The 24,242-nt window shown below is 65.3% G+C and carries 22 protein-coding genes and 1 pseudogene; 16 read left to right on the top strand and 7 right to left on the bottom strand.

The features are described from left to right. Nucleotides 1-3: 3 nt before the first annotated feature. Nucleotides 4-2,187, top strand: coding sequence for a heavy metal translocating P-type ATPase (locus RAM80_RS20525; RefSeq protein WP_416422270.1), 2,184 nt, complete (start codon nucleotides 4-6; stop codon nucleotides 2,185-2,187). A gap of 10 nt (nucleotides 2,188-2,197) precedes the next feature. After that, a complete protein-coding gene (gene cueR, locus RAM80_RS20520; RefSeq protein ID WP_416427530.1) occupies nucleotides 2,198-2,599 on the top strand; it encodes a Cu(I)-responsive transcriptional regulator in 402 nt (133 codons plus the stop codon). A gap of 11 nt (nucleotides 2,600-2,610) precedes the next feature. On the opposite strand, the gene RAM80_RS20515 is transcribed toward cueR, so the two are convergent. Together RAM80_RS20515 and RAM80_RS20510 are read right to left on the bottom strand one after the other, a co-directional pair. Then, on the bottom strand, nucleotides 2,611-3,504 hold the full coding sequence (locus RAM80_RS20515) for a PA4780 family RIO1-like protein kinase (RefSeq protein ID WP_416422269.1): 894 nt from the start codon (nucleotides 3,502-3,504) through the stop codon (nucleotides 2,611-2,613). Beyond that, nucleotides 3,482-3,808 carry a hypothetical protein gene (locus RAM80_RS20510; protein WP_416427611.1) on the bottom strand — a complete coding sequence of 109 codons (327 nt, stop codon included), beginning with the start codon at nucleotides 3,806-3,808 and terminating at the stop codon, nucleotides 3,482-3,484. Before RAM80_RS20510 ends, RAM80_RS20515 begins: the two co-directional genes overlap by 23 nt. Between RAM80_RS20510 and RAM80_RS20505 the strand changes: the two are divergent. Both RAM80_RS20505 and RAM80_RS20500 read left to right on the top strand, forming a co-directional pair. Continuing rightward, nucleotides 3,711-4,889 (top strand): annotated as a pseudogene (locus tag RAM80_RS20505) (cache domain-containing protein); the annotation flags it as partial. The gene RAM80_RS20510 and the pseudogene RAM80_RS20505 overlap by 98 nt on opposite strands. A gap of 90 nt (nucleotides 4,890-4,979) precedes the next feature. After that, nucleotides 4,980-5,747, top strand: a complete 768-nt coding sequence (locus tag RAM80_RS20500) for a methyl-accepting chemotaxis protein (protein ID WP_416427529.1) — start codon at nucleotides 4,980-4,982, stop codon at nucleotides 5,745-5,747. A gap of 62 nt (nucleotides 5,748-5,809) precedes the next feature. Here the strand turns inward: RAM80_RS20500 and RAM80_RS20495 are convergent, their stop codons facing one another. Next, nucleotides 5,810-6,790 (bottom strand): autotransporter outer membrane beta-barrel domain-containing protein, encoded by a 981-nt coding sequence (locus RAM80_RS20495; RefSeq protein ID WP_416422268.1) that lies wholly within the window; start codon nucleotides 6,788-6,790, stop codon nucleotides 5,810-5,812. A 152-nt stretch (nucleotides 6,791-6,942) separates the two neighbouring features. Further along, nucleotides 6,943-7,731, bottom strand: a complete 789-nt coding sequence (locus tag RAM80_RS20490) for an AraC family transcriptional regulator (protein WP_416422267.1) — start codon at nucleotides 7,729-7,731, stop codon at nucleotides 6,943-6,945. An 88-nt stretch (nucleotides 7,732-7,819) separates the two neighbouring features. On the opposite strand from RAM80_RS20490, the gene RAM80_RS20485 reads away from it, so the two are divergent. Further along, on the top strand, nucleotides 7,820-8,854 hold the full coding sequence (locus RAM80_RS20485) for a bile acid:sodium symporter family protein (protein WP_416422266.1): 1,035 nt from the start codon (nucleotides 7,820-7,822) through the stop codon (nucleotides 8,852-8,854). On the opposite strand, the gene RAM80_RS20480 is transcribed toward RAM80_RS20485, so the two are convergent. Beyond that, entirely contained in the window at nucleotides 8,841-10,118 is a 1,278-nt protein-coding gene (locus RAM80_RS20480) for an acetyl-CoA C-acetyltransferase (protein ID WP_416422265.1), read from the bottom strand. The genes RAM80_RS20485 and RAM80_RS20480 overlap by 14 nt on opposite strands. A gap of 55 nt (nucleotides 10,119-10,173) precedes the next feature. On the opposite strand from RAM80_RS20480, the gene RAM80_RS20475 reads away from it, so the two are divergent. The 11 genes from RAM80_RS20475 to RAM80_RS20425 all read left to right on the top strand — a co-directional run bounded on the left by RAM80_RS20475 (nucleotide 10,174) and on the right by RAM80_RS20425 (nucleotide 20,990). Next, nucleotides 10,174-10,308: a hypothetical protein gene (locus RAM80_RS20475; RefSeq protein WP_416422264.1), complete on the top strand. Its 135-nt coding sequence runs from the start codon at nucleotides 10,174-10,176 to the stop codon at nucleotides 10,306-10,308. Nucleotides 10,309-10,513: 205 nt separating this feature from the next. Next, nucleotides 10,514-12,045, top strand: a protein-coding gene (locus RAM80_RS20470; RefSeq protein ID WP_416422263.1) for an IS3 family transposase whose coding sequence is annotated in 2 segments (ribosomal slippage) — nucleotides 10,514-10,955 and nucleotides 10,955-12,045 — 1,533 coding nt in all. Because the reading frame shifts where the segments join, the coding sequence is not laid out codon by codon here. 572 nt (nucleotides 12,046-12,617) lie between these two features. Beyond that, complete coding sequence (locus RAM80_RS20465) at nucleotides 12,618-13,961, top strand: 3-oxoacyl-ACP reductase (RefSeq protein WP_416422262.1); 1,344 nt, start codon at nucleotides 12,618-12,620, stop codon at nucleotides 13,959-13,961. A 2-nt stretch (nucleotides 13,962-13,963) separates the two neighbouring features. Further along, entirely contained in the window at nucleotides 13,964-14,818 is an 855-nt protein-coding gene (locus RAM80_RS20460; protein WP_416422261.1) for a MaoC family dehydratase, read from the top strand. A 61-nt stretch (nucleotides 14,819-14,879) separates the two neighbouring features. Further along, nucleotides 14,880-15,719, top strand: a complete 840-nt coding sequence (locus RAM80_RS20455) for an AraC family transcriptional regulator (RefSeq protein WP_416422260.1) — start codon at nucleotides 14,880-14,882, stop codon at nucleotides 15,717-15,719. Nucleotides 15,720-15,767: 48 nt separating this feature from the next. Then, nucleotides 15,768-16,340, top strand: a complete 573-nt coding sequence (locus tag RAM80_RS20450; protein WP_416422259.1) for a LysE family translocator — start codon at nucleotides 15,768-15,770, stop codon at nucleotides 16,338-16,340. 295 nt (nucleotides 16,341-16,635) lie between these two features. Continuing rightward, nucleotides 16,636-16,941: a MazG-like family protein gene (locus RAM80_RS20445; RefSeq protein WP_416422258.1), complete on the top strand. Its 306-nt coding sequence runs from the start codon at nucleotides 16,636-16,638 to the stop codon at nucleotides 16,939-16,941. Next, nucleotides 16,938-17,687: a methyltransferase domain-containing protein gene (locus RAM80_RS20440; RefSeq protein ID WP_416422257.1), complete on the top strand. Its 750-nt coding sequence runs from the start codon at nucleotides 16,938-16,940 to the stop codon at nucleotides 17,685-17,687. The genes RAM80_RS20445 and RAM80_RS20440 overlap by 4 nt, the downstream gene beginning before the upstream one ends. 16 nt (nucleotides 17,688-17,703) lie before the next feature. Next, a complete protein-coding gene (locus RAM80_RS20435) occupies nucleotides 17,704-18,294 on the top strand; it encodes a DUF4136 domain-containing protein (protein ID WP_416422256.1) in 591 nt (196 codons plus the stop codon). Between the two features lie 19 nt (nucleotides 18,295-18,313). Then, complete coding sequence (locus RAM80_RS20430) at nucleotides 18,314-18,877, top strand: DUF4136 domain-containing protein (protein ID WP_416422255.1); 564 nt, start codon at nucleotides 18,314-18,316, stop codon at nucleotides 18,875-18,877. A 145-nt stretch (nucleotides 18,878-19,022) separates the two neighbouring features. Next, nucleotides 19,023-20,990: a pilus assembly protein TadG-related protein gene (locus tag RAM80_RS20425; RefSeq protein ID WP_416422254.1), complete on the top strand. Its 1,968-nt coding sequence runs from the start codon at nucleotides 19,023-19,025 to the stop codon at nucleotides 20,988-20,990. A 69-nt stretch (nucleotides 20,991-21,059) separates the two neighbouring features. Here the strand turns inward: RAM80_RS20425 and RAM80_RS20420 are convergent, their stop codons facing one another. Both RAM80_RS20420 and RAM80_RS20415 read right to left on the bottom strand, forming a co-directional pair. Further along, nucleotides 21,060-23,744 (bottom strand): ATP-binding protein, encoded by a 2,685-nt coding sequence (locus RAM80_RS20420; protein WP_416422253.1) that lies wholly within the window; start codon nucleotides 23,742-23,744, stop codon nucleotides 21,060-21,062. Then, nucleotides 23,741-24,190 (bottom strand): TadE/TadG family type IV pilus assembly protein, encoded by a 450-nt coding sequence (locus tag RAM80_RS20415; protein WP_416422252.1) that lies wholly within the window; start codon nucleotides 24,188-24,190, stop codon nucleotides 23,741-23,743. Before RAM80_RS20415 ends, RAM80_RS20420 begins: the two co-directional genes overlap by 4 nt. Nucleotides 24,191-24,242 lie beyond the last annotated feature (52 nt).

Raw genomic sequence — 24,242 nt, 5'->3', positions numbered from 1 at the left:
CCCATGTCCAACGCCCTTACCCTCGAACTGCCCATCAGTGGCATGACCTGCGCCAGTTGTGCCGGCCGGGTGGAACGCGCCCTGAATAAAGTGGACGGTGTGAAGCTGGCCAGCGTCAACCTGGCCAGCGAGCGGGCCCACGTCGAGCTGGTGACGGCCATGGACCCGGCCATGCTGGTTGCCGCCGTGGCCAAGGCCGGCTACAGCGCCAGCCTGCCCGACGCACCGCCCGTGGACCCGGCCAAGGCGTTGCTGCGCGAACGTCTTGCGCTCATCGCCGCCCTGCTGCTGGCCCTGCCACTGGTAGCGCCCATGCTGGCCCAGCCGTTTGGCCTGGACTGGATGCTGCCAGCCTGGCTGCAGTGGGCGCTGGCAACCCCGGTGCAGTTCATCCTCGGCGCCCGTTTCTACATCGCCGCCTTCAAGGCGGTGCGCGCCCGCGCCGGCAACATGGACCTGCTGGTGGCCCTGGGCACCAGCGCCGGCTACGGCCTGAGCCTGTACGAATGGGCGCACACCCCGGCGGGGCACATGCCGCACCTGTATTTCGAAGCCTCGGCGGTGGTGATCGCCCTGGTGCTGCTGGGCAAATACCTGGAAAGCCGCGCCAAGCGCCAGACCGCCAGCGCCATCCGCGCCCTGGAACAGCTGCGCCCCGAGCGCGCCACCCGCGTGCGCGACGGCGTGGAGCAGGAAGTGGCCATCGCCCAGTTGCGCCTGGGTGACCAACTAGTGGTGCGCCCCGGCGAGCGCTTCGCAGTCGACGGCCAGGTGCTGGAAGGCCGCAGCCACGCCGACGAATCGCTGATCAGCGGCGAGAGCCTGCCGGTGCCCAAGCAGGCCGGCGATGCGGTGATCGGCGGCGCCATCAATGGCGAAGGTCGCCTGCTGGTGCAGGCCACGGCCCTGGGCGGCGAAGGCGTGCTGGCACAGATCATTCGCCTGGTGGAAGACGCCCAGGCCGCCAAGGCGCCGATCCAGAAGCTGGTGGACCGCGTCAGCCAGGTGTTCGTGCCCGCCGTGCTGGTGCTGGCGCTGCTGACCCTGGCCGGCTGGTGGCTGCACGGTGCGCCACTGGAAACCGCGATCATCAACGCCGTGGCCGTGCTGGTCATTGCCTGCCCCTGCGCCCTGGGCCTGGCCACTCCGGCGGCAATCATGGCCGGCACCGGCGTGGCCGCCCGCCACGGCATCCTGATCAAGGACGCCGAAGCCCTGGAACGCGCCCAGGCAGTGACCCGCGTGGTGTTCGACAAGACCGGCACTCTCACTTCCGGCGCCCCGACGCTGGTGCACTGGCAGGCGCTGGGCATTGCCGAAGCCACACTGCTGCAGTGGGCGGGCAGCCTGCAGCGCGGCAGCGAACACCCGCTGGCCAAAGCCGTGCTGCAGGCCTGCGCCGAGCGCCAGCTGGCCGTGCAAACGCCTGCCGACAGCCAGGCCCTGGCCGGCCGCGGCGTCAGCGGCACGGTGCAGGGCCGGCACCTGGCGTTGGGCAACCGGCGCCTGCTGGAGGAGGCAGGCCTGAACAGCGACGGCCTGCCCGCCCAGGCCTGGGAAGACGAAGGCCGCACGCTGAGCTGGCTGGTGGCGTTGGGCGATACCCCGCAGGTGCTGGGCCTGCTGGCCTTCGGTGACAGCCTGAAACCCGGCGCGCGCGAGGCCGTGGCCCAGTTGCACGCACGGCACATCAGCAGCCACCTGTTGACCGGCGACAACCAGGGCAGCGCGCGAGTCGTGGCCCAGGCGCTGGGCATCGACGATGTGCACGCCCAGGTGCTGCCCGCCGACAAGGCCTTCAGGGTGACGCAGCTCAAAGCCGACGGCGTGGTGGCCATGGTCGGCGACGGCATCAACGACGCCCCCGCGCTGGCCGCAGCCGACGTCGGCATCGCCATGGGCGGCGGCACTGACGTGGCCATGCAGGCCGCGGGCATTACCCTTATGCGTGGCGACCCACGGCTGGTACCGGCAGCGCTGGAGATCAGCCGCAAGACCTACGCGAAAATCCGCCAGAACCTGTTCTGGGCGTTTGTGTATAACCTGATCGGCATACCGCTGGCCGCCTTTGGCCTGCTCAACCCGGTGCTGGCCGGCGCGGCCATGGCGCTGTCCAGCGTCAGCGTGGTCAGCAACGCGCTGCTGCTGAAAACCTGGCGCCCCGGCGGGCTGGATGACAAGGAATGAAAGCATGAACATGAACATCGGCCAGGCGGCCCGCCACAGCGGGCTGAGCGCCAAGATGATCCGCTACTACGAGGCCATCGGCCTGCTCAAGCCGGCATTGCGCACCGACAGCGGCTACCGCTTGTACCAGGACGATGACCTGCACACGCTGGCGTTCATCAAGCGCTCGAGGGACCTGGGGTTTTCGCTGGAGGAAGTGGCGCAGTTGCTGACCCTGTGGCAGGACCGCGGCCGCGCCAGCGCCGACGTCAAGGCGCTGGCCCATAGGCACATCGACGACCTGAACCGGCGCATCGCCGAACTGACCGGGCTGCGCGACACTTTGCAGAACCTGGCGTCGCACTGCCAGGGCAACGACCGCCCGGACTGCCCGATCCTGGCGGACCTGGCGTCGGGCGGCTGCTGCAGTTGAAGGGGTGACCTTTACTGCAACCAGGGCGGTGGCGGTTCCTCGGCCTTGGACGGTGGCGCGTCGTCGGCGCTGCGGGCCGCCTGGCGACGGGCTTCGTCCAGCCGCGCCGCTTCGATCTCACGCATCACGCTGTTGACGTCGGCCACGCTGTCGTCGTCGGCAAACTGGCCGGTCAGCACGCTGGCCGGGTGCAGCTTGCCTTCCTCGTACAGCGCCCACATTTCCCGCGCGTAGCGGGTGTCGCGCAGTTCCGGGGCAAAGCGGCCGAAGTAGCTGGCCATGTTGCCCACGTCGCGTTCCAGCATGCTGAAGGCGTGGTTGTTGCCCGCTGCATCCACCGCCTGGGGCAGGTCGATGATCACCGGGCCGTCCGGGCCCAGCAACACGTTGAACTCCGAGAGGTCACCGTGCACCAGGCCGGTGCAGAGCATCAGCACGATCTGGCGAATCAGGAACTCGTGGTATTCGCGCGCCTGTTCGGCGTCCAGTTCCACGTCGTTCAACCGTGGCGCCGCGTCGCCGTACTCGTCGGCCACCAGCTCCATCAGCAGCACGCCTTCGAGGAAATCGAACGGCTTGGGCACCCGCACCCCGGCGTTGGCCAGGCGGAACAAGGCGGCCACCTCGGCGTTCTGCCAGGCCTCCTCGGCTTCCTTGCGGCCGAACTTCGACCCCTTCGCCATGGCCCGGGCCTGGCGGCTGTTACGCACCTTGCGGCCTTCTTGATACTCGGCCGCCTGACGAAAACTTCGTTTGTTCGCCTCCTTGTAGACCTTGGCGCAGCGCAGTTCCTTGCCACAGCGCACCACATAGACCGCCGCTTCTTTACCACTCATCAGTGGGCGCAGCACCTCGTCGACCAGACCGTCTTCGATCAGGGGTTCAATGCGTTTTGGAGTCTTCATCAGCTTTTATTGTGGGTCCTTTGTAACCAAACACGCGGGAATGCAATGGTTCGGCGGCCATCCTCTCATAGTGGCGGCACAATGCCGACTTTTCCGGAGCAAAGGTAATGCCAGGCATTGCCGGCACCGCTATCAGCTGAAGCGTTTGACCCCAGCATGGCTGAAAATTCACCTCAACATTTTGGTATACCAGCCGACAATGCTCGATGCAGGCTCCAAAAAAACCAACGCCTGCCGCGCACGTTTTGTTTTCGATGAACTGCCCCTTTTTATATAAAAAAGATTCTGGAGCACGGATGAACATCAAACAGAAACTGACCTGGGCCTTCGCGGTGATCGCGTGTCTGCCCATTGTCCTGGTCGCCACCCTGGTCATCTTGAATCTGCGCAGCGATGCCAGGTCCAACTTCGTCGACGGCAGCAGCCGCGAGATCCGCCAGGTGGCCAACGCCATGCAGCTGTTCTTCGAAGGCATCAGCCAGAACGTCGATTTCCTGGCCAACCACCCGCTGGTAAAAGCCGCCGACGCCAACCTCAAGAGCTACCAGGGCGCCGACGCACCGAACATCCCCATGGGCGAGCAGGACAAGCAACTGTTCGACTTCTTCGCCAGCCTGGCCGCCACCCACCCCAACTATTCCTACGTGTCCTACGGTACCAGCGCCGGTGGCTATGCGTTCTGGCCGGGCGACCCGAAAATGGCCAACTACGACCCGCGCCAGCGCCCCTGGTACAAGACCGCCATGGCCAATCCCGGCAAGACCCTGCGCACCTCGGCCTATTACTGGGCCGGCGACGACGCCGTGCTGGTCAGCACCGTGCGCGCCGTGGCCAACCAGCTGGGCAGCCAGGGCGGCGTGGTCAACATCGACGTCTCGCTCAAGGGCCTGACCGAAATCGTCAAGCAGATCAAGCTGGGCGAAAGCGGCTACCTGATGCTGATGGAGCGCGACGGCACGGTGCTGGTCGACCCCAAGCAGCCGGAACACAACTTCAAGGCGCTGGGCAGCCTGGGTGAGGGCTACGCCGAGCTGGCCAAGGCCGGCCCTGGCCTTGTGGAAGTACAGATCAACGGCGAACGCTACATGGCCAACGTCTGGCCATCGGAACAGCTGGGGTGGACCTTCGTTGGCCTGATCAAGCAGAGCGAGGTAATGAGCGGCGCCACCCAGCTGGCCTGGCTGATCGGCGGCATCGCCGCCGTGCTGGCGCTGATCTTCGCCGTGGTGGGCGCCAGCTTCGCCACCCTGATCGTGCGGCCGATCCGCAGCGTGGCCAGCGGCCTGGAAGGCATTGCCCAGGGCGAGGGTGACCTGACCCAGAACCTGGCCGTGCGCGGCAGCGACGAAACCGCGCAACTGGCCAACTGGTTCAACCAGTTCCTGGGCGCCATACGCAGCCTGATCCAGAGCATCGGCGGCGCGGCGACGAAAATCCTCGCCAGCTCCAGCAGCTCCACCCAGGTGTCGGCGAACATGGCCGACGCTGCCGGGCGCCAGCGCGAGGCCGTGGACATGGTCTCCACCGCCTTCCACGAAATGGTCGCTACCGCCAACGAGGTCGCGCGTTCGTGCAGCCAGGCCGCCGACTCCGCCGACAGCGGCCAGCGCCAGGCCCGTGAAGGCCAGCAGCAGATCGACGCGGCGGTGAACAGCGTCGACCGCCTGAGCCACGAGATCGAGCAGTCGGCGCAGTCCATTGCCCAGCTGGAACGCGACAGCAACGACATCCAATCGATTCTTGGCACCATCCGCTCCATTGCCGAACAGACCAACCTGCTGGCGCTGAACGCCGCCATCGAGGCCGCCCGTGCCGGCGAGCAGGGCCGCGGCTTTGCCGTGGTGGCTGATGAAGTGCGAGCGCTGGCCAAGCGCACCGCCGACTCCACTGCCGAAATCGACGGTCTGCTGGGCAACCTGGCCCAGCGCACCAGCCAGGTGGCGCAGCAGATGCACGCCAGCCTGGAAGTGTCGCAACAGTCGGTGGAACGCATCGGCCAGGCGCGCGCCAGCTTTGGGCAGATTCGCGAGTCGGTGGACGTGATTCGCGACATGAACACCCAGATCGCCACGGCGGCCGAGGAACAGCACCAGGTAGCCGAGGACATCAACCGGCACATTAGCCAGATTCACGGGGATGCGCAGTTGGTGGCCGAGCTGGCCAACACCGCGCGTAGCGATTCCCAAAGCCTGGCGGGGCTGTCTAACGAGCTGGATGCGCTGGTGCGCCGGTTCAGGACGTAAAGAGGCGGCCTTCGGCCGCTGCTACGCGGTTCGTAGCAGCGGCCGCAGGCCGCGTCACAGACTCAGAACGCGTAGCGCATGCCCACGTTCAGCCCGTAGGGCTGCTCGACGCGCTTGCCACTGGCGTATTCGACATCGGCGTTGAGCTGCACCCGCTGTGACACCTGGGCGGCCAGGCCAACGCCGTACTCATAGCGCCCACCGGCCAGGTCGTTGCGGTAACGATCACCGGCCACGAACACTTCATTGGTATCGGCAAACTCCCGCGCATACGCCACCCGTGCATACGGCTGCATGGCGCCGCCCCGCGTGGTTTCAAGCTTGCGGCCTACCTGCAGGCCGGCCTTGCCCTGCATGGAGTGGCTGTTCTCGGCGTGGGCATCCAGGCCGTAGTTCAGCTCGTAGTCCTTGCCCTGCACGGCAACTGCCGCCATCTGCCCGAATGGCTTGACGTACCACCCCTCATCCAGCGTGATGACTTTGCCCGCCTCCACCGAAGTGCCCAGCGCCAGGTTACGATACTGACCCTTGATACGGTACTCGCCATGGCTGGATTTCAAGTCGTTGCGCAGCTGGTTGGCCTTCACCAGCCCGTCGACGTAGTAGCCCTGCTCGTTCATCCAGGTGCCGTAGACGCCCAGGTAGTAGCTGGACAGGTAGGCACTGTCGGGGCCTTTGATGCTCAGCACCGAACGGCTGTAGCCGCCCATCAGCCCCACCCGCGCCTCATCGCTGAGGCTGGCGTCGATGCCCAGGGTGAAGCCGCCCTGGCGCTGGGTGTAGTCGGCGTCACTGGTGGGCGAATAACGCGCCTTGCTGTTGAGGGTGCGCACCCACAGGCCTTCCTGCCCGCCCTGGTTGCGCAGTTCATCGAAACGCCCGCGAACGCCCGACAGTTCACCGTACCAGGCCTGGGTGTCGGCGCTGGCAGCGGCGAGGATGGCGTGTTCGCCCCAGAAGAAGGCTGGCGGGGCGGCTTGCGCCGCCTGGCTCAACGCTGCTGCACCGGCCGCCAGTATCGCGAGGGAAAAATACGTGCTCATGTTCAACCTTCCTTAGTTGTGATTGCCGTTGGCCAAGACAAACTACGGAGGTCTGCAGCATCTGCATTTAGGACAGGGCCGACGTGCGGCGCGGGAAAGGTCTGACGTTCAAGCCTGGGTCCTACAACCACGGCGTGGGAAAACAGCCGCGGCTACCTGAACAGCTCGCCCGGAGTGATGCCGAACAGGCTCTTGAACGCGGCAATGAACGCCGACGTGGAGTCGTAGCCACAGGACAGCGCCGCAGTGGTCACGCTGTACCCCTGCTCCAGGCTGTCCAGCGACGACAGCAGGCGCATGCGCTGGCGCCAGCCGCGAAAGCTCAGGCCGGTCTCGCGCTGGAACAGGCGCATCAGGGTTTTCTCCGAGGTGCCCAGGCGGCTGGCCCAGTCGCTGAGGGTGACGGCCTGTTCGGGGTTCTCGATCAGCTCGTTGCACAGCCCCAACAGGCGCGGGTGGCGCGGCAACGGCAGCGAGAAGCCCACTTCAGGCAGGCTGGCCAACTGGTCCAGCAGCACCTGGGCCAGGCGCGCTTCGGCGGTGTCGCCCTCGGGGTAGTCCACCGGCAGCTGGCAGAAGCCCTTGATCAGCTCGCGCGCCAGCGGTGTCACCTCCAGCACCCGGCAGCGCGGCGAGGCCCAAGGGGCGTCCTCGCGGCGCACGTACAGGCTGCGCATCTCAGCGCGCATGGAGGTCACCACTTCGTGTTCCAGCCCGGCGGGAATCCACACGCCCCACTGGGGCGGGGCGAAGAAGCTGCCCTCGGCGGTGTGCACGCCCAGCACGCCACTGATGGCGTAGGAAAACTGCACCCAGTCGTGGCGGTGGCGTGGGGTCCAGGACCCCGCGTGCAGGCTCTCGGCCCTGGCATAGAGCGGCCGGGGCAGTGCCAGCAGCTCGGGAATGCGGCGGGGCAGGCCGGTTTGTCCGTTAGTCGGCATCGATTGGCCTTGTGTCGCAAGACGGCAGAAGATTGCTCACGGTAATCTTTGCGACCAATGATTACAAATCCGTCCGCAGGATCCTGTTATGCAAGCGCTCAAACACCTTAAACGCGTAGTGACCGACTGGTTTCTGCTCGGCATGTTCCTGGCCACGCTGCTGGCCTACTTCTTCCCACGCTTCGGCGCCAGTGGCGGTTCGATGCATGCGGAATACGTGATCAACGCCGGTGTGTTCATCGTGTTCTTCATGCACGGCATCAACCTGTCGGGCGAGCAGATCCGCCACGGGCTGAAAAACACCCGGCTGCACATCATGGTGCAGGTGTTCACGTTCGTGGTGTTCCCGCTCATCTGGCTGGTGTGTGACAAGCTGTTTGGCCACTTCGTGTCGCCGACGCTGATGCTGGGCTTCTTCTACCTGTGCGCCCTGCCCTCGACCATTTCCTCGTCGGTGGCGCTCACCGGCAGCGCCTCGGGCAACGTGCCGGCGGCCATCCTCAACGCCAGCCTGTCCAGCGTGCTGGGCATTTTCATCACGCCGTGGCTGGTGAGCCTGGTGGTGGGCACCGGCAGCGGCGGCATCGACCTGGGCAAGACCCTGCTCGACCTGTGCGCCATGCTGTTGCTGCCGCTGGTGCTGGGCCAGTTGATGCGCCCGCTGCTGGGCAAGTTCTTCGCGCGCTACAAGAAATACACCAACGTCATCGACAAACTGGTGATTCTGCTGCTGGTGTACGCCGCGTTCTGTAACTCCATGGTCTCGGGCATGTGGCAGCAACAGGGTGACAGCGTGCTGGTGACAGCGTTCGTCGGCACCGCGATCCTGCTGGCGGTGATTCTGGTGCTCACCACCCGCAGCGCCAAGGCCCTGCATTTCAACCACGCTGACGAGGTGGCGGCGGTGTTCTGCGCCACTAAGAAATCCCTGGCCGCCGGCGCGCCCATGGCGGCGCTGATCTTCGGCGCCAACCCGGGCCTGGGCCTGATCCTGCTGCCGATCATGATCTACCACCCGCTGCAGCTGATCGTCTGCTCGGTGATCGCCGAGAGCTACTCGCACCGCATCAAGGCGCGGACCCTGGCCGAGATCGACGCCCAGGCCCCAGTCAGCGCTCGATAATCGCGGTCACCCCCTGGCCGCCGGCGGCGCAGATGGAAATCAGCCCGCGGCCGCTGCCGGCCTGGGCCAGCAACTTCGCCAAATTGGCGACAATGCGCCCGCCGGTGGCGGCGAACGGGTGGCCGGCTGCCAGCGAGCTACCCTTGACGTTCAGCTTGCTGCGGTCGATGGCGCCCAGCGGCGCGTCCAGGCCCAGGCGCGTGTGGCAATAGTCCGGGTCTTCCCAGGCCTTGAGGGTGCACAGCACCTGGGCGGCGAAGGCTTCGTGAATTTCGTAGTAGTCAAAGTCCTGCAGGCTCAGGCCGTTGCGTGCCAGCAGCCGCGGTACGGCGTAGGCCGGGGCCATCAGCAAGCCCTCCGCGCCCTTGACGAAATCCACCGCAGCGGTCTCGCCGTCGCGCAGGTACGCCAGCACCGGCAAGCCGCGCTCCCGCGCCCAGTCTTCGCTGCCCAGCAGCACCACCGAGGCGCCATCGGTAAGCGGCGTCGCGTTGCCCGCGGTCAGCGTGCCCTTGGCGCTGCGTTCGAACACCGGCTTCAAGGCGGCGAGCTTTTCCAGGGTCAGGTCGGGGCGCAGGTTATTGTCGCGGGTCAGGCCCAGGAACGGCGTCACCAGGTCGTCGTGCCAGCCGTCGCTGTAGGCGCGGGCCATGTTCTGGTGGCTGTGCAGCGCCAGCAGGTCCTGGGCTTCGCGCGGAATCTGCCAGGTCTGCGCCATCAGCTCGCAGTGCTCGCCCATGGACAGCCCGGTGCGCGGCTCGCCGTTGCGCGGCAGTTCCGGCTTGAAATGATGCGGGCGCAGCTGCAATAGCGCGCGGACCTTGGCCCCCGTGCCCTTGGCGCGGTTGGCCTGCAAGAGGATCTGGCGCATGCCTTCGCTGACCGCAATGGGCGCATCGGAGGCGGTGTCGACGCCGCCGGCGATGCCGCATTCAATCTGCCCCAGGGCGATCTTGTTGGCCACCAATAGCGCCGCTTCCAGCCCCGTGCCGCAGGCCTGGCTGACGTCATAGGCTGGCGTTTGCGGCGACAGGCGCGAGCCCAGCACGCATTCGCGGGTCAGGTTGAAATCGCGCGACAGCTTCAGCACCGCCCCTGCGGCTACCTCGCCCATGCGCAGGCCGTGCAGGCCGAAGCGCTCGATCAGGCCTTCCAGCGCCGCCGTGAGCATGGCCTGGTTGCTGGCCTTGGCGTAGGCGCCGTTGGCGCGGGCGAAGGGGATGCGGTTGCCGCCGATGATGGCGACCCGGCGCGGTGCATTCATGTGAAGACTCCCTGTACGGCTGAACAAAGTGGTTTGAGCGTAGGCGACCCAGCCGATGCTTGATCTTGATCTTGATCTTGATCTTGATCTTGATCTTGATCTTGATCTTGATCTGGCTTTTGACGTTGATCTTGGCCCCGTAAAGCGCCAGGGCCGACTGGAGGCGTCGCTCAAGCGGTCCACGGCGTAGCCGGGGAAGACGGAACCGGAGGCGCTTCTATTCCGGGCCGTCGTCCGCTTGGGCGACGCCGGAGGGAGGGGACCCGTAGCGCAGCGAAGGGCCCAAGCAGGGGCAAGCCCTTTTTGCTTACTTTTTGGGGCGACCCCCCCGTGTCAGCCTACCTGTCACCTTTGTTGATTGACTCAATCATCCAAGGGGGCGAAGGTGCAAGGCAATGACGAAGCGTTATGACAATGACTTCAGAGACTGGGCGGTTCAGCAAATGATGCCGCCCCTGAACCGCTCCGTGGCAGAGCTCGCCGTCGCAATCGGCGTCACTCCACAGTCGCTTAGGAACTGGAGACAAATGGCTAGAGATAAAGGGTTGATCGTTCCTGGAAACAACAAGACCAGCGATCAATGGTCCAGCGCTGACAAGTTCAACGCTGTCATGGAGACCGCGCCGCTGAGCGAGGTCGAGCTTTCCCAGTACTGCCGGATCAAGGGTATTTTTCCCGAGCAGATCCAGCAATGGCGCCTGGCCTGTCAGAACGCCAACGCGGCGCTCGATGTTCAACCCAGCAAAAAGCAGACTGCCGATTCACGGCGAATCAAGGAGTTGGAGCGACAATTATCGCGCTCTGATGCCGGTCGCAAGGAGGCGGAGGCTTTGCTGGAACTCAGAAAAAAAGCCAATGCGATCTGGGGCAAGGACAAGGAAGGCTGATCAGCGCCCCCGATCGCATGCAGGCTCTGGTATTGATCGCTGCTGCCGTCGACGCCGGCGCACGCCGGTTTCGTGCTTGCAACGAGCTGGGATTGTGCCTTCGGACCGTGCAGCGTTGGCGTCACAGCGACGCCGACAAGCGTCAGACAGTCCCGCGCAAACCGCCGCCGAACAAGCTCAGCGAAGCCGAGCGCCAGGCTGTGATGGACGCGGCCAACCAGCCGGGTTATTCGAGCCTGACGCCGCATCAGATTGTGCCAAAGCTGGCGGACGAAGGGATTTACCTGGCCTCGGAGTCGACGTTTTACCGAGTATTGAAAGCGCACAACCAGCTCACGCGACGCGGCCGTGCAAAGGCCCCCAAGCGTCGCATCTTGACCACGCATCGGGCGGATGGCCCCAACCAGGTCTGGTGCTGGGATATCACCTGGTTGCCGAGCACGGTGAAGGGTCGTTTTTTCTACTGGTACATGGTCAAGGACATCTACAGCCGCAAGCTGGTGGCCAATGAAGTGCACGAATCCGAATGTGCGGAACATGCCTGTGTCTTGCTGGAAAAGGGCTGTTTACGCGAGCGTACGGCCGGTCGAGCGCTGGTGCTGCACTCGGACAACGGCCATGTGATGAAGGGCTCGTTGCTGCGCGAGAGCATGATTTCACTAGGTGTCGAGCCTTCGTTCAGCCGTCCGCGGGTGAGCAATGACAATGCCTATGCGGAGACGCTTTTCCGCACGGCCAAATACTGCCCGCAATGGCCTGAACGTCCCTTTGACAGCTTGCTTGAAGCGAGGCTGTGGGTGCAGAAATTTGTTGAATGGTACAACGAGGAACACCGCCATAGCGGCCTGAAGTACGTAACACCGAACGAGCGTCACGAAGGCTTGGCCCCCAAATTACTGGAGGCCCGAGATAGGTTGTATGCAGCTGCCCGGGAAAGGAACCCGGTTCGGTGGAGCCGGAACACGCGTAATTGGCAGCTTGCCGAGGCGGTGTATTTGAACCCGGAGCGGCCTGATGCCGGGGTTGCTATCGTGAGTTGAGGCAGGAATTAGGCGACAGGTACATTGACACGTACCGCGACTGCCAAAAAGTGAGTCGGCGTAAGGCCGAAACGGTCGGTGGTCTCCCCGCGAAAATGGATATGTTCGAAATCGCCGAAGCGGGATGCTAAATCCGTGACCATATCCATTACCGAGGGCGATGCAGAATCACCTTTTCGGCCTTACGCCGACTCACTTTTTTTCAGACGCCAAAAAAAGTAAGCAAAAAACGCTTGCCCCTGCTTGGGCCCTCCGCTGCGCTACGGGTCCCCTCCTTCCGGCGCCGCTCAACGGGCAGACGGCACCCGCTATAGAAGCCTGCGGGTTACCGTCTCTTCGGCCTGCGGCCTCGGCCCTTCGGGCAGCCCGTTGATCGACACCTCCAGTCGGCCCGGGCGCTTTACGGGGCATACAATCAAGATCAAGAGCCAGATCAACAGCCAGATCAACAGCCAGATCAACAGCAGATCGCAAGCCAGATCAAAGGCTGGATCAGACGCCGGTCAACAGACCGAACGACCAAGTCGTCAACGTGGTCCACACTTTGAACTCAATCTGCCGGAGAGCGTTCCATGTCCGACCGTTATATCGACTTCGCCAATTCCGACCTAGGCCGCCGCCTGGTGGGCGCCGTGGGGTTGCCCACGCCGGCCCGGCTGGAGCGTTGGCAGGCCGGACGCCTGCGGCCCATCGACGGCACCCTGGTGGTGGGCGGCGGCCCCTTGGCGGCTAACGTCGCCGAACTGGCGCCGCGGCTCACCGACAGCGCCTTCGGCTTTGCCACCGACAACACCAGCCTGCCCGCCTGGACTGCCGGCCTGGGCCCGAAGATAAAGGCCGTGGTGTTCGACGCCAGCCACATCAGCGACAGCGCCGAACTCAAGCAGCTGCGCGAGTTCTTCCAGCCGCTGATCAAGAGCCTCGACAACAGCGCCCACCTGCTGATCCTGGGCCGCGCGCCCGACGGCCTGGCGCCTGCCGCGCATATCGCGCAGAAGGCCATCGAGGGCTTCAGCCGCTCGCTGGCCAAGGAGTTGCGCAACGGCGGCGTGCTGCAACTGCTACAGCTGGACGATGACGTTGAGCTTGAAGGCGCCCTGCGCTTCTTCCTCTCGCCGAAAAGCGCCTATGTCGACGGCCAGGTGCTGCGCCTCAGCCACTGTGCCAGCCAAGTAGCGGACTGGACCCGACCGCTGGCTGGCAAGAAGGCCCTGGTGACCGGTGCTGCCCGCGGCATCGGCGCCGCGATTGCCGAAACCCTGGCCCGCGACGGCGCCGAGGTGGTGCTGCTGGACGTGCCACAGGCCAAGGCCGACCTCGACGCCCTGGCCGCGCGCCTGGGCGGGCGCACCGTGGACCTGGACATCTGCGCCAGCGACGCCGCGCAGCAGTTGATCGCCGCCCTGCCCGACGGCATCGATGTGGTGGTACACAACGCCGGCATCACCCGTGACAAAACCCTGGTCAACATGACCCCCGAATACTGGGACTCGGTGCTGGCGGTGAACCTCAACGCCCCGCACCTGCTGACCCTGGCGCTGTTCGACAGCGGCACCCTGAAGGACCACGGCCGGGTCATCCTGCTGTCGTCCACCAGCGGCATCGCCGGCAACCGCGGGCAGACCAACTACGCCGCCAGCAAAGCGGGGCTGATCGGCCTGGCACAGGCGTTCGGGCCCACCCTGGCCGCCCGTGGCGCCAGCATCAACGCAGTGGCGCCGGGCTTCATCGAGACCCACATGACCGCGCAAATGCCCTTCGCCCTGCGCGAAGCCGGGCGGCGCATGAACGCCCTCGGCCAGGGCGGCCTGCCCCAGGACGTCGCCGAGGCCGTGGCCTGGTTGGCCCAGCCGGGCAGCGGCGCGGTCAATGGCCAAGTGCTGCGCGTGTGCGGCCAAAGCGTGGTGGGGGCCTGAGCATGAGCGTGCATTGGCAAGACCTCGACCGCGTCGACGGCCTGTCGGGCCTGTACACCCGCGCCGCGCTACGCCGCAAGATCAGCGGCACGCAGTTGCCCGACACCGGCCTGCGCGCTTGGCTGACAGTGGATAACCCGCGCCTGGCCGCCTACCGCCAGGCCTGCGGCTTCGGCGAAAGCGGCCTGCTGCCGGCCACTTATCCACACGTGATGGCCTTCGCCCTGCAGATGCAGCTGCTGACCAGCCACGAGTTTCCCTTCCCCTTGCTGGGGCTTGTGCACCTGAGCAATCGCATTCGCGTGCTGCGACCGCTGGGCGGCTTGAGCCGGGTGCACGCCAGCGTGCATGTGGAAAATCTCGAGCCGCACGAAAAAGGCGCGACCTTTGACCTGGTGACCCAGGTCGACGACGCCCTGGGGCCGTTGTGGGAGGAACACAGCGTGATGTTGTGCAAAGGCGTGAAATTGGACGGCGTGCCCCCGGCAGAACTGCAGCCCAGCGTGGCACCGCTGATCGAGCACTCGCGCTGGTACGCCGGCAACGACTGCGGCCGCCAGTACGCCAAGGTCTCCGGCGACTACAACCCCATCCACCTGAGCGCCGCCAGCGCCCGGCTGTTCGGTTTTCCCACGGCCATCGCCCACGGCATGTGGAGCCTGGCGCGCTCACTGGCGGCGTTGCGCGAGCAGCTGCCTGCGGCGAACGTCGAGCTACACGCGCAGTTCCGCAAACCGGTGCGGCTGCCCAGCGAGCTGATCCTGTGGGCCAGCACCGGCGGCTCCAGCGGCCAGTTCGAGCTCAAGGGCAAGGCCGACCTGCTGCACATGGAGGGCGGCTGGTCGCCCGTCGCCTGATGCCCAGGGGCTGCACAAAGCTTCTAGACAGCCCCCGGCGCGCGCGCGATAAGCTTGGCCCATGAACCCATCCAACTGGATCGACCTGGCCCAGGACCGGGAAACCGGCATCGAAACCCTGCGCGCCCACTTCTACAAAGGTCATGCCTACGACCCGCACTGGCATGACAGCTACCTGGTGGGCGTCACCGAGCAGGGCGTGCAGCGCTTCAACTGCCGGCGCACCCTGCACGACAGCACGCCGGGCAAGATTTTCCTGATCGAGCCCGGCGAGATCCACGACGGCGAAGCCCCTGACGACGCCGGCTTCACCTACCGCATGCTGTACCTGGACCCGCACTGGCTGGAGCGCGAGCTGGCCAGCCTGTTCGAGGAGGCCCCGGCCAACCACGCCCTGAGCTTCGCCGAGACCCTGACCCAGGACCCGCGCCTGGCCCACGCCGCGCTGTTCGCCTTTAGCGCCTTGCACGGCCAGGAACTGCGCATCGTGCGCCAGAGCGCGCTGGACGGCCTGCTGGAACGCCTGACCACCCACACCCAATGGCGCCAGCGCCAAAACAGCGACCCGCGCCTGCCGCTGGTGGCCCAGCGCGCCCGCGATTATTTGCACAGCAACTGCTTCCGCGACCTGGGCATGGACGAACTGGCCATCGCCTGCGGCGTCGACCGCTTCCGCCTGACCCGCGCGTTCAAGGCCGCCTTCGGGCTGCCGCCGCACGCCTACCTGGTGCAGCTGCGCCTGGCCCGCGCCCGCCGCCTGCTGGCCGGGGGCGCCTGGCCAGCAGACGTGGCCAGCGACCTGGGCTTCGCAGACCAGAGCCACCTGGGGCGCTGGTTCATGCGCGCCTATGGCATGACCCCGGCGGCATACCGCAAGCGCTGCTCAAACCTTCCAGACTGAGCGCCGCGCAACGCCGATCATGGCCACTTCCCGTTCTCGGAGCCTGCCATGCTCGCCTTCATGCTGTTCGCCTTCGTCGCTTCCATCACCCCCGGCCCCACCAACATCCTGGTGCTGAGCAACAGCGCACGCTTCGGCCTGCGCGCGGTGCTGCCAATTATCCTCGGCGCCTGTGCGGCGGCGGCGCTGATCGTGCTGGCGGTAGGCACCGGCCTGGGCCGCACGCTGATGACCCTGCCCTACGTGAAACCGGCCATGACCGTGGCCGGCCTGCTGTGGCTGACCTCGCTGGCGTGGAAAATCTGGGCCGCGCCGGCAACCGCCGTGCACGCCGACGACGAGCGCCGCCTGGGCCTGGCCAGCGCCGCCAGCCTGCAGCTGGTGAACCCCAAGACCTGGATGATGGCCCTGGCGGTAGTCAGCGTGTTCAGCGCCCAGGGCCTGGCCGTGCAGTGGCTGGCGCTGGCATTCTTCCTGGTGTCACTGCCGTGCATGGGCTGCTGGGCACTGCTGGGCGCAGGCTCCGCGCGCTGGCTGCGTTCGCCCCGGGCCATGCAGCGCATGAACCGCACCCTGGCGGTGCTGCTGCTCATCTCCACCTGGCTCACCGTCATCCTGTAGCAGCGGCCAAAGGCCGCGTCACAGCCAACGCGGTTTCCAGGATTCATCGCGTCGGGGCCGGACGCAGCCTGCGGCAGCTGCTACGAGGTCCGTAGCAGCAAATGTCTTTGTGGGAGCTGGCTTGCCAGCGAGTTTTTAGGGCCCCAACGTCATCCTGTAGCAGCGGCCGCAGGCCGCGTCCCAGGCACCACGCACCGGGAATTTGCACAGGTTTCAGCCGCCATACAGATTTTCATTCGCGTTGCTCTTGCGCGCCGCGCGCCTGCGCCCCAAGCTTTAGGCACAGGAGAGCCCCATGAACCTCGAAGAACTGACCCAACGCCTGCATCGCATCCGCGACAACAATGACTGGCGTGGTTTCCACAGCCCCAAGAACCTGGCCATGGCCGCCAGCGTCGAAATGGCCGAGCTGGTGGAAATTTTCCAATGGCTGAGCGAAGACCAGTCGCGCCAGCTGCCGGCGGACAAGCTTGAGCACGCCGGCCAGGAAGTGGGCGACATCGTCCTCTATCTGTTGCTGCTGTGCAGCGAACTGGGCCTGGACATGGACGCCGTGGTGCGCGCCAAACTGGCCCACAGCGAACGGCGGTTCGCCAAATGAGCGACCGTCACTTCGATGAACTGGCCACCCGCTTCGCCGAAAAGATCTACGGCGGCGCCAAGGGCGCCATCCGCCTGGCCGTGTTGCAGACCGATCTGACCGAAGCCCTGCCCCAGCGCCCGCTGCGGGTGCTGGACATTGGCGCCGGTCTGGGCCACATGTCGCTGTGGCTGGCCCAGCAAGGCCACCAGGTAACCCTGGCCGAGCCCGCCGAGCCCATGCTCGAAGGCGCGCGCCAGCGTTTCGCCGAGGCCGGCCTGGCCGCCACCTTCATCCAGGCACCGTGGCAGGACCTGCCCGGCCTGCTGAGCGAGCAGTACGACCTGGTGATCTGCCACGCCGTGCTGGAATGGCTGGCCGAGCCGTTCACCATCCTGCCGGTGTTGCGCAGCCTGGTGGCACCGGGCGGCTGGCTGTCGCTGGCGTTCTACAACCGCGACGCGCTGGTGTATCGCAACCTGCTCAAAGGCCATTTCCGCAAGCTGCGCAGCAACGACATGGCCGGTGAAAAACAGAGCCTCACCCCGCAAATGCCTCTGGACCCACGCGAACTGCAGGCGCAACTCGACGGCCATTGGCAGGTCGAAAGCAGAAGCGGCGTACGGGTTTTTCACGATTACATGCCGGTCGACTTCCAGAAGAAAGCGGCGCTGGACGACCTGCTGGAAATGGAACTGGCCTACCGTCGCCACCCGGCGTACGCGGGCCTTGGCCGCTATCTGCACTGGATCTGCCGTCCCGTCTGACGCTGTGGAGATCACCATGTACCGCCCACTTGCCTTGAGTCTGATCGTGCTGGCCCTGGCCGGCTGCGAAAGCCCCAACCCCTACACCGCCAGCTCCAACCCGCTGCCGCCAGCACCCCCGCAGGCGGCGCAGACCTTCGACCGCAGCGCCTACCCGGCGCAGCCGCGGGATTTTGCCAGCTACCGCAGCTGGACCTGGTTCAACCACCAGCCGCCGCCGGGCAGCCCGCTGGCTGAGTCCGACCAGATCGCCGAGGCCGTCAGCGAGGGCCTCGACCAGCGCGGCCTGCGCCCGGCGCGCAACGGCCCGGCGGACCTGCTGGTGAGCACCGACGTGCGCATGGAGAAGCGCCTGCGCCAGGTGCAGGAAGATTACGGCCCGGGCCCCGGTTACGGTCCCTATGGGCCCTACGGCGGCTATCCTCCTGTAGTGCGCACCTATGAGGTGCAGGTCATGGTGGTGCGCATCAACCTGTTCGACGGCGCCACCGGGCAACCGGTCTGGAGCGCCAGCGCAGAGACAGACGGCCAAGGCAGCATCAGCCAACGCGGCGACGCCTTGCGCGGCGCCGTGAACAAGGCCCTCGCGGCCTACCCCCCACGCTAGGTAACTGGAGAACATCATCATGTTCCGCCGTCTTGCTTTACTGTCAGTGGTGGCGCTGTTGCTCAGCGCCTGCGAAAGCAACCAGGTCAACCACGACTTCGACGCCAGCCGTGACTTCGGTGCCTACCGCAGCTGGAGCTGGAAGGAACCGGCCCTGCAGTACCGCCCCGATGACCCGCGCATCAAGAGTGACCTCACCGAGCAGCGCATCCGCGAAGCGGTGGCCAGCGAACTCGACCAGCGCGGCCTGCGCCCCGCCCAGGCCGGGGCCCGCGGTGACCTCAGCGTGCAGACCTACCTGATCGTCGAGAACCGCCAGCAGCAGATCACCACCAACTACGGTGGCGCCTGGGGCGGTTACTGGGGAGGCTACTGGGGCGGGCCGATGTACAACGAGACCCGCAGCGTCGACTACAAGGTGGCCACCATCCAGGTCGACCTGCTGGACGGCCACGACGGCAAGCTGGTGTGGCGCGGCAGTTCCGAGCAGATCATGAACAGCTACCCGCCCAGCCCCGCCGAGCGCACCGCGGCCATCCAGAAGACCGTGACCAAGGTGCTGTCCACCTACCCGCCAAAATAACCCCCGTAGCAGCGGCCACCGGCCGCGTCCGGACCGTGTCACGGCGGGACGCGGCCTTTGGCCGCTGCTACGGGTGCAAGCACGCCACCGGCTGCTACGCTGAAACACACCCACTGGATGTGACAGTGTCGGCAAGGAGTGCTCGATGGTCCCGCGCTTTGCTTACCCGTACCGGCAACGCGGTGCGATCGGCCTGATGGCCGCCATCACCCTGGGCATGGCCTTGTTGTTCATGCTGCTGGTCATCGACAGCGGCCGCCTGTACCTGGAACAGCGCAAATTGCAGCGCGTGGTCGACGCCGCCGCCCTGGAAGCCTCCAACCTCAACGCCGTGTGCAGCGGCACCGGCGTCAACGCCCTCACCCAAGCCACCACCAGCGCCGCCCGCAACGGCTTAACCGTCGGCACCGGCAACACCCTCACCGTCACCTGCGGCACCTTGAGCACCGGCAGCAACAACCTGCGCGCGTTCACCGCCAACGCCACGGCCACCCAGGCGATACAGGTAGTGGCCAATGAAACGGTGGCCACCAGCGTGGCGGCGGGGTTGTGGGGGATGGTGGCGGGTGGGGGGTTCAATGCCAATACGGTGTTGCGGGCTACTGCTACGGCGGGGTATGTGGGGAATCCTTTGGCGCAGTTGAGTATTCGCAGTACCTTGGCGACGGTGAATACTGCGCAATCCAGCATCCTCAATCCCTTATTTTCCGGACTTTTGGGAGGAAACGTAAATTTAAGTGTGGACGGCTGGAACGGACTGATTACAACAGACGTCAATCTGCTGAGCTACCTCAACCGGTTAGCGCTTAACCTTGGTGTCAGTGCAGGTAATTACACTCAATTGCTGGCTACCAACGTCTCGGTTGGACAACTGGTGCAGGCCGCTATTGACGTACTACCGCAGAGCGGAAATACCGCCACCATCACCACTAGCTTGGCCGCTATACAATCGGCAGCTATCAATGTGCCAAATGTGACCTTGGGCAGCCTCTTGCAACTCCAGTCAGGCGCAACAACCGCTGGACTAAACGCCAACATTCAACTTTTCCAACTTATTCAGAGCTTTGTTCAGCTGGCCAATAGCGCGAGCTCCGTGAGCGCAACACTACCAGTAAGCGTCTTGGGCTTGGCCAATGTCACTACGCGAATTAAGGTTATTGAGCCGCCGCAGCTTTCCGCCATAGGGAACCCCACTCTCGCGGTGGCCGATCCAACACTGAATAACCCAAATCGAATTTATGTAAAAACTGCTCAAGTTCGGGCCTTGGTCTCAGTAAATCTTCCCGTACTTACTTCCCTTTCAGGGTTGACCACTTTACTCACCGACCTGGTTTCATCATTGGCAAACGTTCTTGGCAGTTTGCTCCAGCTAAATCTGGTCGCAACTCTTAACGCAGTATCCTGCTTGCTGGGGGCCGGTTGTGAGCAGTTGGACCTACTGCCCATGCCATCGCCTGAAATTGATATTGGGCTGGAATTGGCAAGTGCTCAAAGCTATATAACGGCGTTCAGCTGTACGTCTAACAAGTCAATTACTGCTCATACCCTCACATCCGCGGCGACGCTAAAAATCGGTCAAATTGACGCCAGCACTGCATTTTCTTCCTCGACTGACATGGTCGTGAATCCATTGCGCATTATCGATATCGGAACAAAGACCTGTCACCAAGTTCTTGGGATCGGCAGCTGTGGCCCAAGGACGGCTGGCACTGGCGGGGGCCTTGGTATTCTTGTGAATACCACTGTGGCTGGAAATACCACTGACCTCATTTTCAATAGTGCGAGTGCCCCGCCGAACGTAGGTTTGACCCCCAGCTATTTGACGCTGAGTAACAGCAGTATCGTGAACAGCCTGGCCAGTACAATTTCTGGCATTCAAGTACAAGCTTACAAACCAGTAACTAGCAATTTGCTGGGCGATTTGCTGGTAACTGTCTCGAGCTTACTTGGTACGCTCAATAGCCTCTTGCTCCCGGTGATCCAAGGACTGCTTAGCCCTCTGCTGGATCCTTTGTTGAATCAACTGTTGAGTTCCTTAGGCATCGACCTTACCCAAGTCCAGGTCGGCGCCAACCTCACCTGCCAGACCGGCCGGGCGCAGCTCGTGCTCTGACGCGGCCTGCGGCCGCTGCTACAGGGAGCGGCGTAGCAGCTGCCGCAGGCGGCGTCCGGGGGCGCGCGGTTATTCGGGGTGGGCGATGGGCAGTTCGATGCAGAAGCGTGCGCCTTCGTCGGTGTTGGTTACGCTCAGGCGGCCGCCCATGTTCTCGATGATGCCGTAGCTCACCGACAGCCCCAGCCCGGTGCCGACACCCACCGGCTTGGTGGTGAAGAACGGCTCGAAGATTTTCTCCAGCAGGCGCGGTGGGATGCCGCCGCCGTTGTCCTGCACGTAGAGGCGCACGCGCTCGTCGTCGGCCTCGGCGGTGGTTTCGATCCAGGGTTCCAGTTCGCGGTTGCCCTCGCGCTTGGTCAGCAGCGCGTCGCGGGCGTTGACCATCAGGTTGATCAGCACCTGTTCCAGCTGGTCGACGTGGCCGCGCACCACCACCTCCAGGGTAATTTCCGGCACGCGCAGTTCCACGCCCTTGCCTTTCATGCCCTCGGCCAGCAGCGACAAGGTGCCCTCCACCGCCACCTTGGGGTTGAACAGCTGCATCTCGATTTCCGAGCGGCGGCCGAACACCCGCATGTGGTCCACCACCCGCGCGGCGCGTTGCACCTGGGCGTCGATGCGGTTGAGCTTGTCCTGCAGGTAGTCGATCTGCACGTCGCCGTTGCCCAGGCGCTTGAGCACGTTGACGATGGCCATGCGCATCACGTTCAGCGGCTGGTTGATCTCGTGGGCAAGGCCGGTAGCCATCTCGCCGAGGGTGGCCATTTTCGCGCTCTGGGTCAGCTGCTGCTGGGTGCGCCGCACCTCGGTGTTGTCGCGGCCCACGGCCTGGATCTCGATCAACTGCCCGCGCTCGTCGAACACGCCACGGTCGGACCACACCCACCAGGCATGCTCGCGGCCGGGCAGTTGCAGGGCGATTTCCGCGGCGCTCACCGGTTGCTGCGGGGTCAGGGTGGCCAGGCGCGCCACGAAGGCGTCGCGCTGTTCGGTGGACAGCCAGTTGCCCAGGTTGATGCCCGGCAGCTCTTCGGTGCTGCACTCCAGGTACTTGGCCAGCGGCTGGTTGCCGAAGGTCAGGGTCAGGTCGGGGCGGTAGCGGCAGATCATCGCCGGCGAGTCTTCCACCAGGATGCGATAGCGCTCCTCGCTCTGGCGCACCAGCTCGCTGGCGACGGTGGCTTCGGTCACGTCCAGCCACAGGCCAACGGCTTCCACGGGCATGCCCAGGTCATCGCGCAGCAGCCGCGCTTCATCCAGCACCCAGTGGTAATTGCCCTGGCGGTCGCGCAGGCGGTAGCGGCTGCGCACCGCGCCTTCGCGCAGCAGTTGGCGGGTGCGCTGGAAGTAGCCGTCGCGGTCGTCGGGGTGCACCCACTGGGCCATCTCGCCGTCCTGGCAGTCTTCCAGGGCCCAGCCCAGCAGCGGCCGCAGGCTGTCGCTGAAGAAGGTGGGTTGCAGCGCGCCCTCGGCGTAGCGCTGCACGTAGATGACCGCCGGCGAGCTGGCGATCACGTTGTCCAGGCGCTTGTGGGCGGCGGCGGCCTGCTGTTGCTGGTTCTTGATGTCGCTGATGTCGAGCATCATGCCCACCACGCGGCGGATGCGGTCGCCCTCCAGCACGCGGCCCTGCACCCGGAACCACAGCGGCGGGTCGCCCTTGTGCAGGCGCACGCTGAGGCTCAGCTCGTGGCCGCGCTGCACGTCACGCAGGCGGCTTTGCAGCTCGGCGCGGTCGGCCGGGTGGATCAGCGCCAGCCAGTCCTGCAGCGGCAGTTGTTGCGGGGCGTCCAGGGCCTGGGCCAGGCCGGGGGCCAGCTGCAGGCTGTCACGTTCGGGGAAGAACTCCCACCAACCGGTGCCCATCAGCCCTTGCAGGGTTTCCAGGCGCTCGAGCTGGTGGCGATGGCCGCGCTCGGCCAGGCGTGCCAACACCGGCCCGGCCAGCGCCGCGAACAGCGCCTGGCCATGTTCTTTCAGCGCAACAGGTACGCCCGTGGGCGGCAGCGCGCACAGCAGCCAGGCGGCGACGCCGTGGTTTTCGCGGTACGGCACCAGGCAGCCCTGGGCCGGCGCCAGCAGGTCGCTGTCCAGCACGCCATGGCTGTCCAGCCCGGGCAGGCTGCGGTTCAAGCGCGGTTCGGCGGGCCACAGGGTCAGCTCGCCGGGGCGCAACCAGTCGCTGAACACCTGCCACTGGGCCGCCTCGCCGGCACGCAGCAGCAGTGCCACGCCCGGCAGCTGGCACTGGCTGGCGATGCCGTGCAGTTGCTCGGCGATCACCTCGTCCAGGCGCTCCAGGCTGCTCAGGCGCAGGCGCTCGGCGATCTGTGCCAGCAGGCGCTGGAACTGGCCGTGCGCCTGCTGCTGGCCACGCTCGGCCAGCAGGTCGCCAACGTCGAACACCTGCAGCACCCAGCCTTCCGCCTGGTGTTGCACCCAGCCGCGGGTGTGCAGGGTGCCGTCGGCGGCCTTGAAGTCGAGGTCAAGGGTCTGGCCCTGCCAGTCCGCCGGCTCGCCCTCCACCACCAGGCGGCTGTTGGGCTGCAGGTAGTTGGCCAGGCGGCGGTCGGCGCTGGCCGCTGCGGCCAGCTGGTGGCGCAGGGGGCCACTGAGGCGCAGCACCTGGCCCTGGGGGTCGAGCAGCAGTTGCAGGCCGCTGGCCACCTGGGGCGCCACTTCCAGCGCCACCGGCAGCACGGGCGGCGGCTGCGAGCGCCAGCGCCCGAACAGCTTCTCGCCGGCACTCAAAGGAAGATGCTCGAGGAGACGGTGATTGTGGCTGGCAGGTTCGGCACCTGACCGATGCCAGGCAAGGTCAGGAACGGCAAGACGTTGTTGATATTGCTGGAAGGGTATTTGATGTAAACCGTGAGAGTGTTACCCGCGCCAGCGTAGTCCGCGGTGATGTAGCTCTGGGAAAAATTCAACGCCGTGGGCAACCAGGTCAGGGCGGCGAACGCCTTGCCTGTCGCCGTGGACCTCACCAGCGCGGCATACCCGGTGCCCGTGGTCGTGGGGTCCACCGCCACCGCCTGGCGCACGCCCTCAGCCGCCGCCTCGTTGAATGACTGCACCATCAGCAATGGCAAGCTGTAAGCCACAACCCCGTAGAACACCGCGAAAAACAGGATGAAGACCAGGGCGAATTCAATCGCGGCCGCACCTTTTTGCTTGTGGGGGAGGCTTGCATTCATGATCGCGTCTACCCTGACAGTACACCTGTGTTAGAGCATAGAATCATTCGAC

It is taken from the genome of Pseudomonas sp. App30 (genome assembly GCF_047947025.1).
GTDB lineage: Bacteria > Pseudomonadota > Gammaproteobacteria > Pseudomonadales > Pseudomonadaceae > Aquipseudomonas.
Note: the sequence above shows the minus strand (reverse complement) of the source record. Positions and strands in the feature narration are given on the sequence as shown.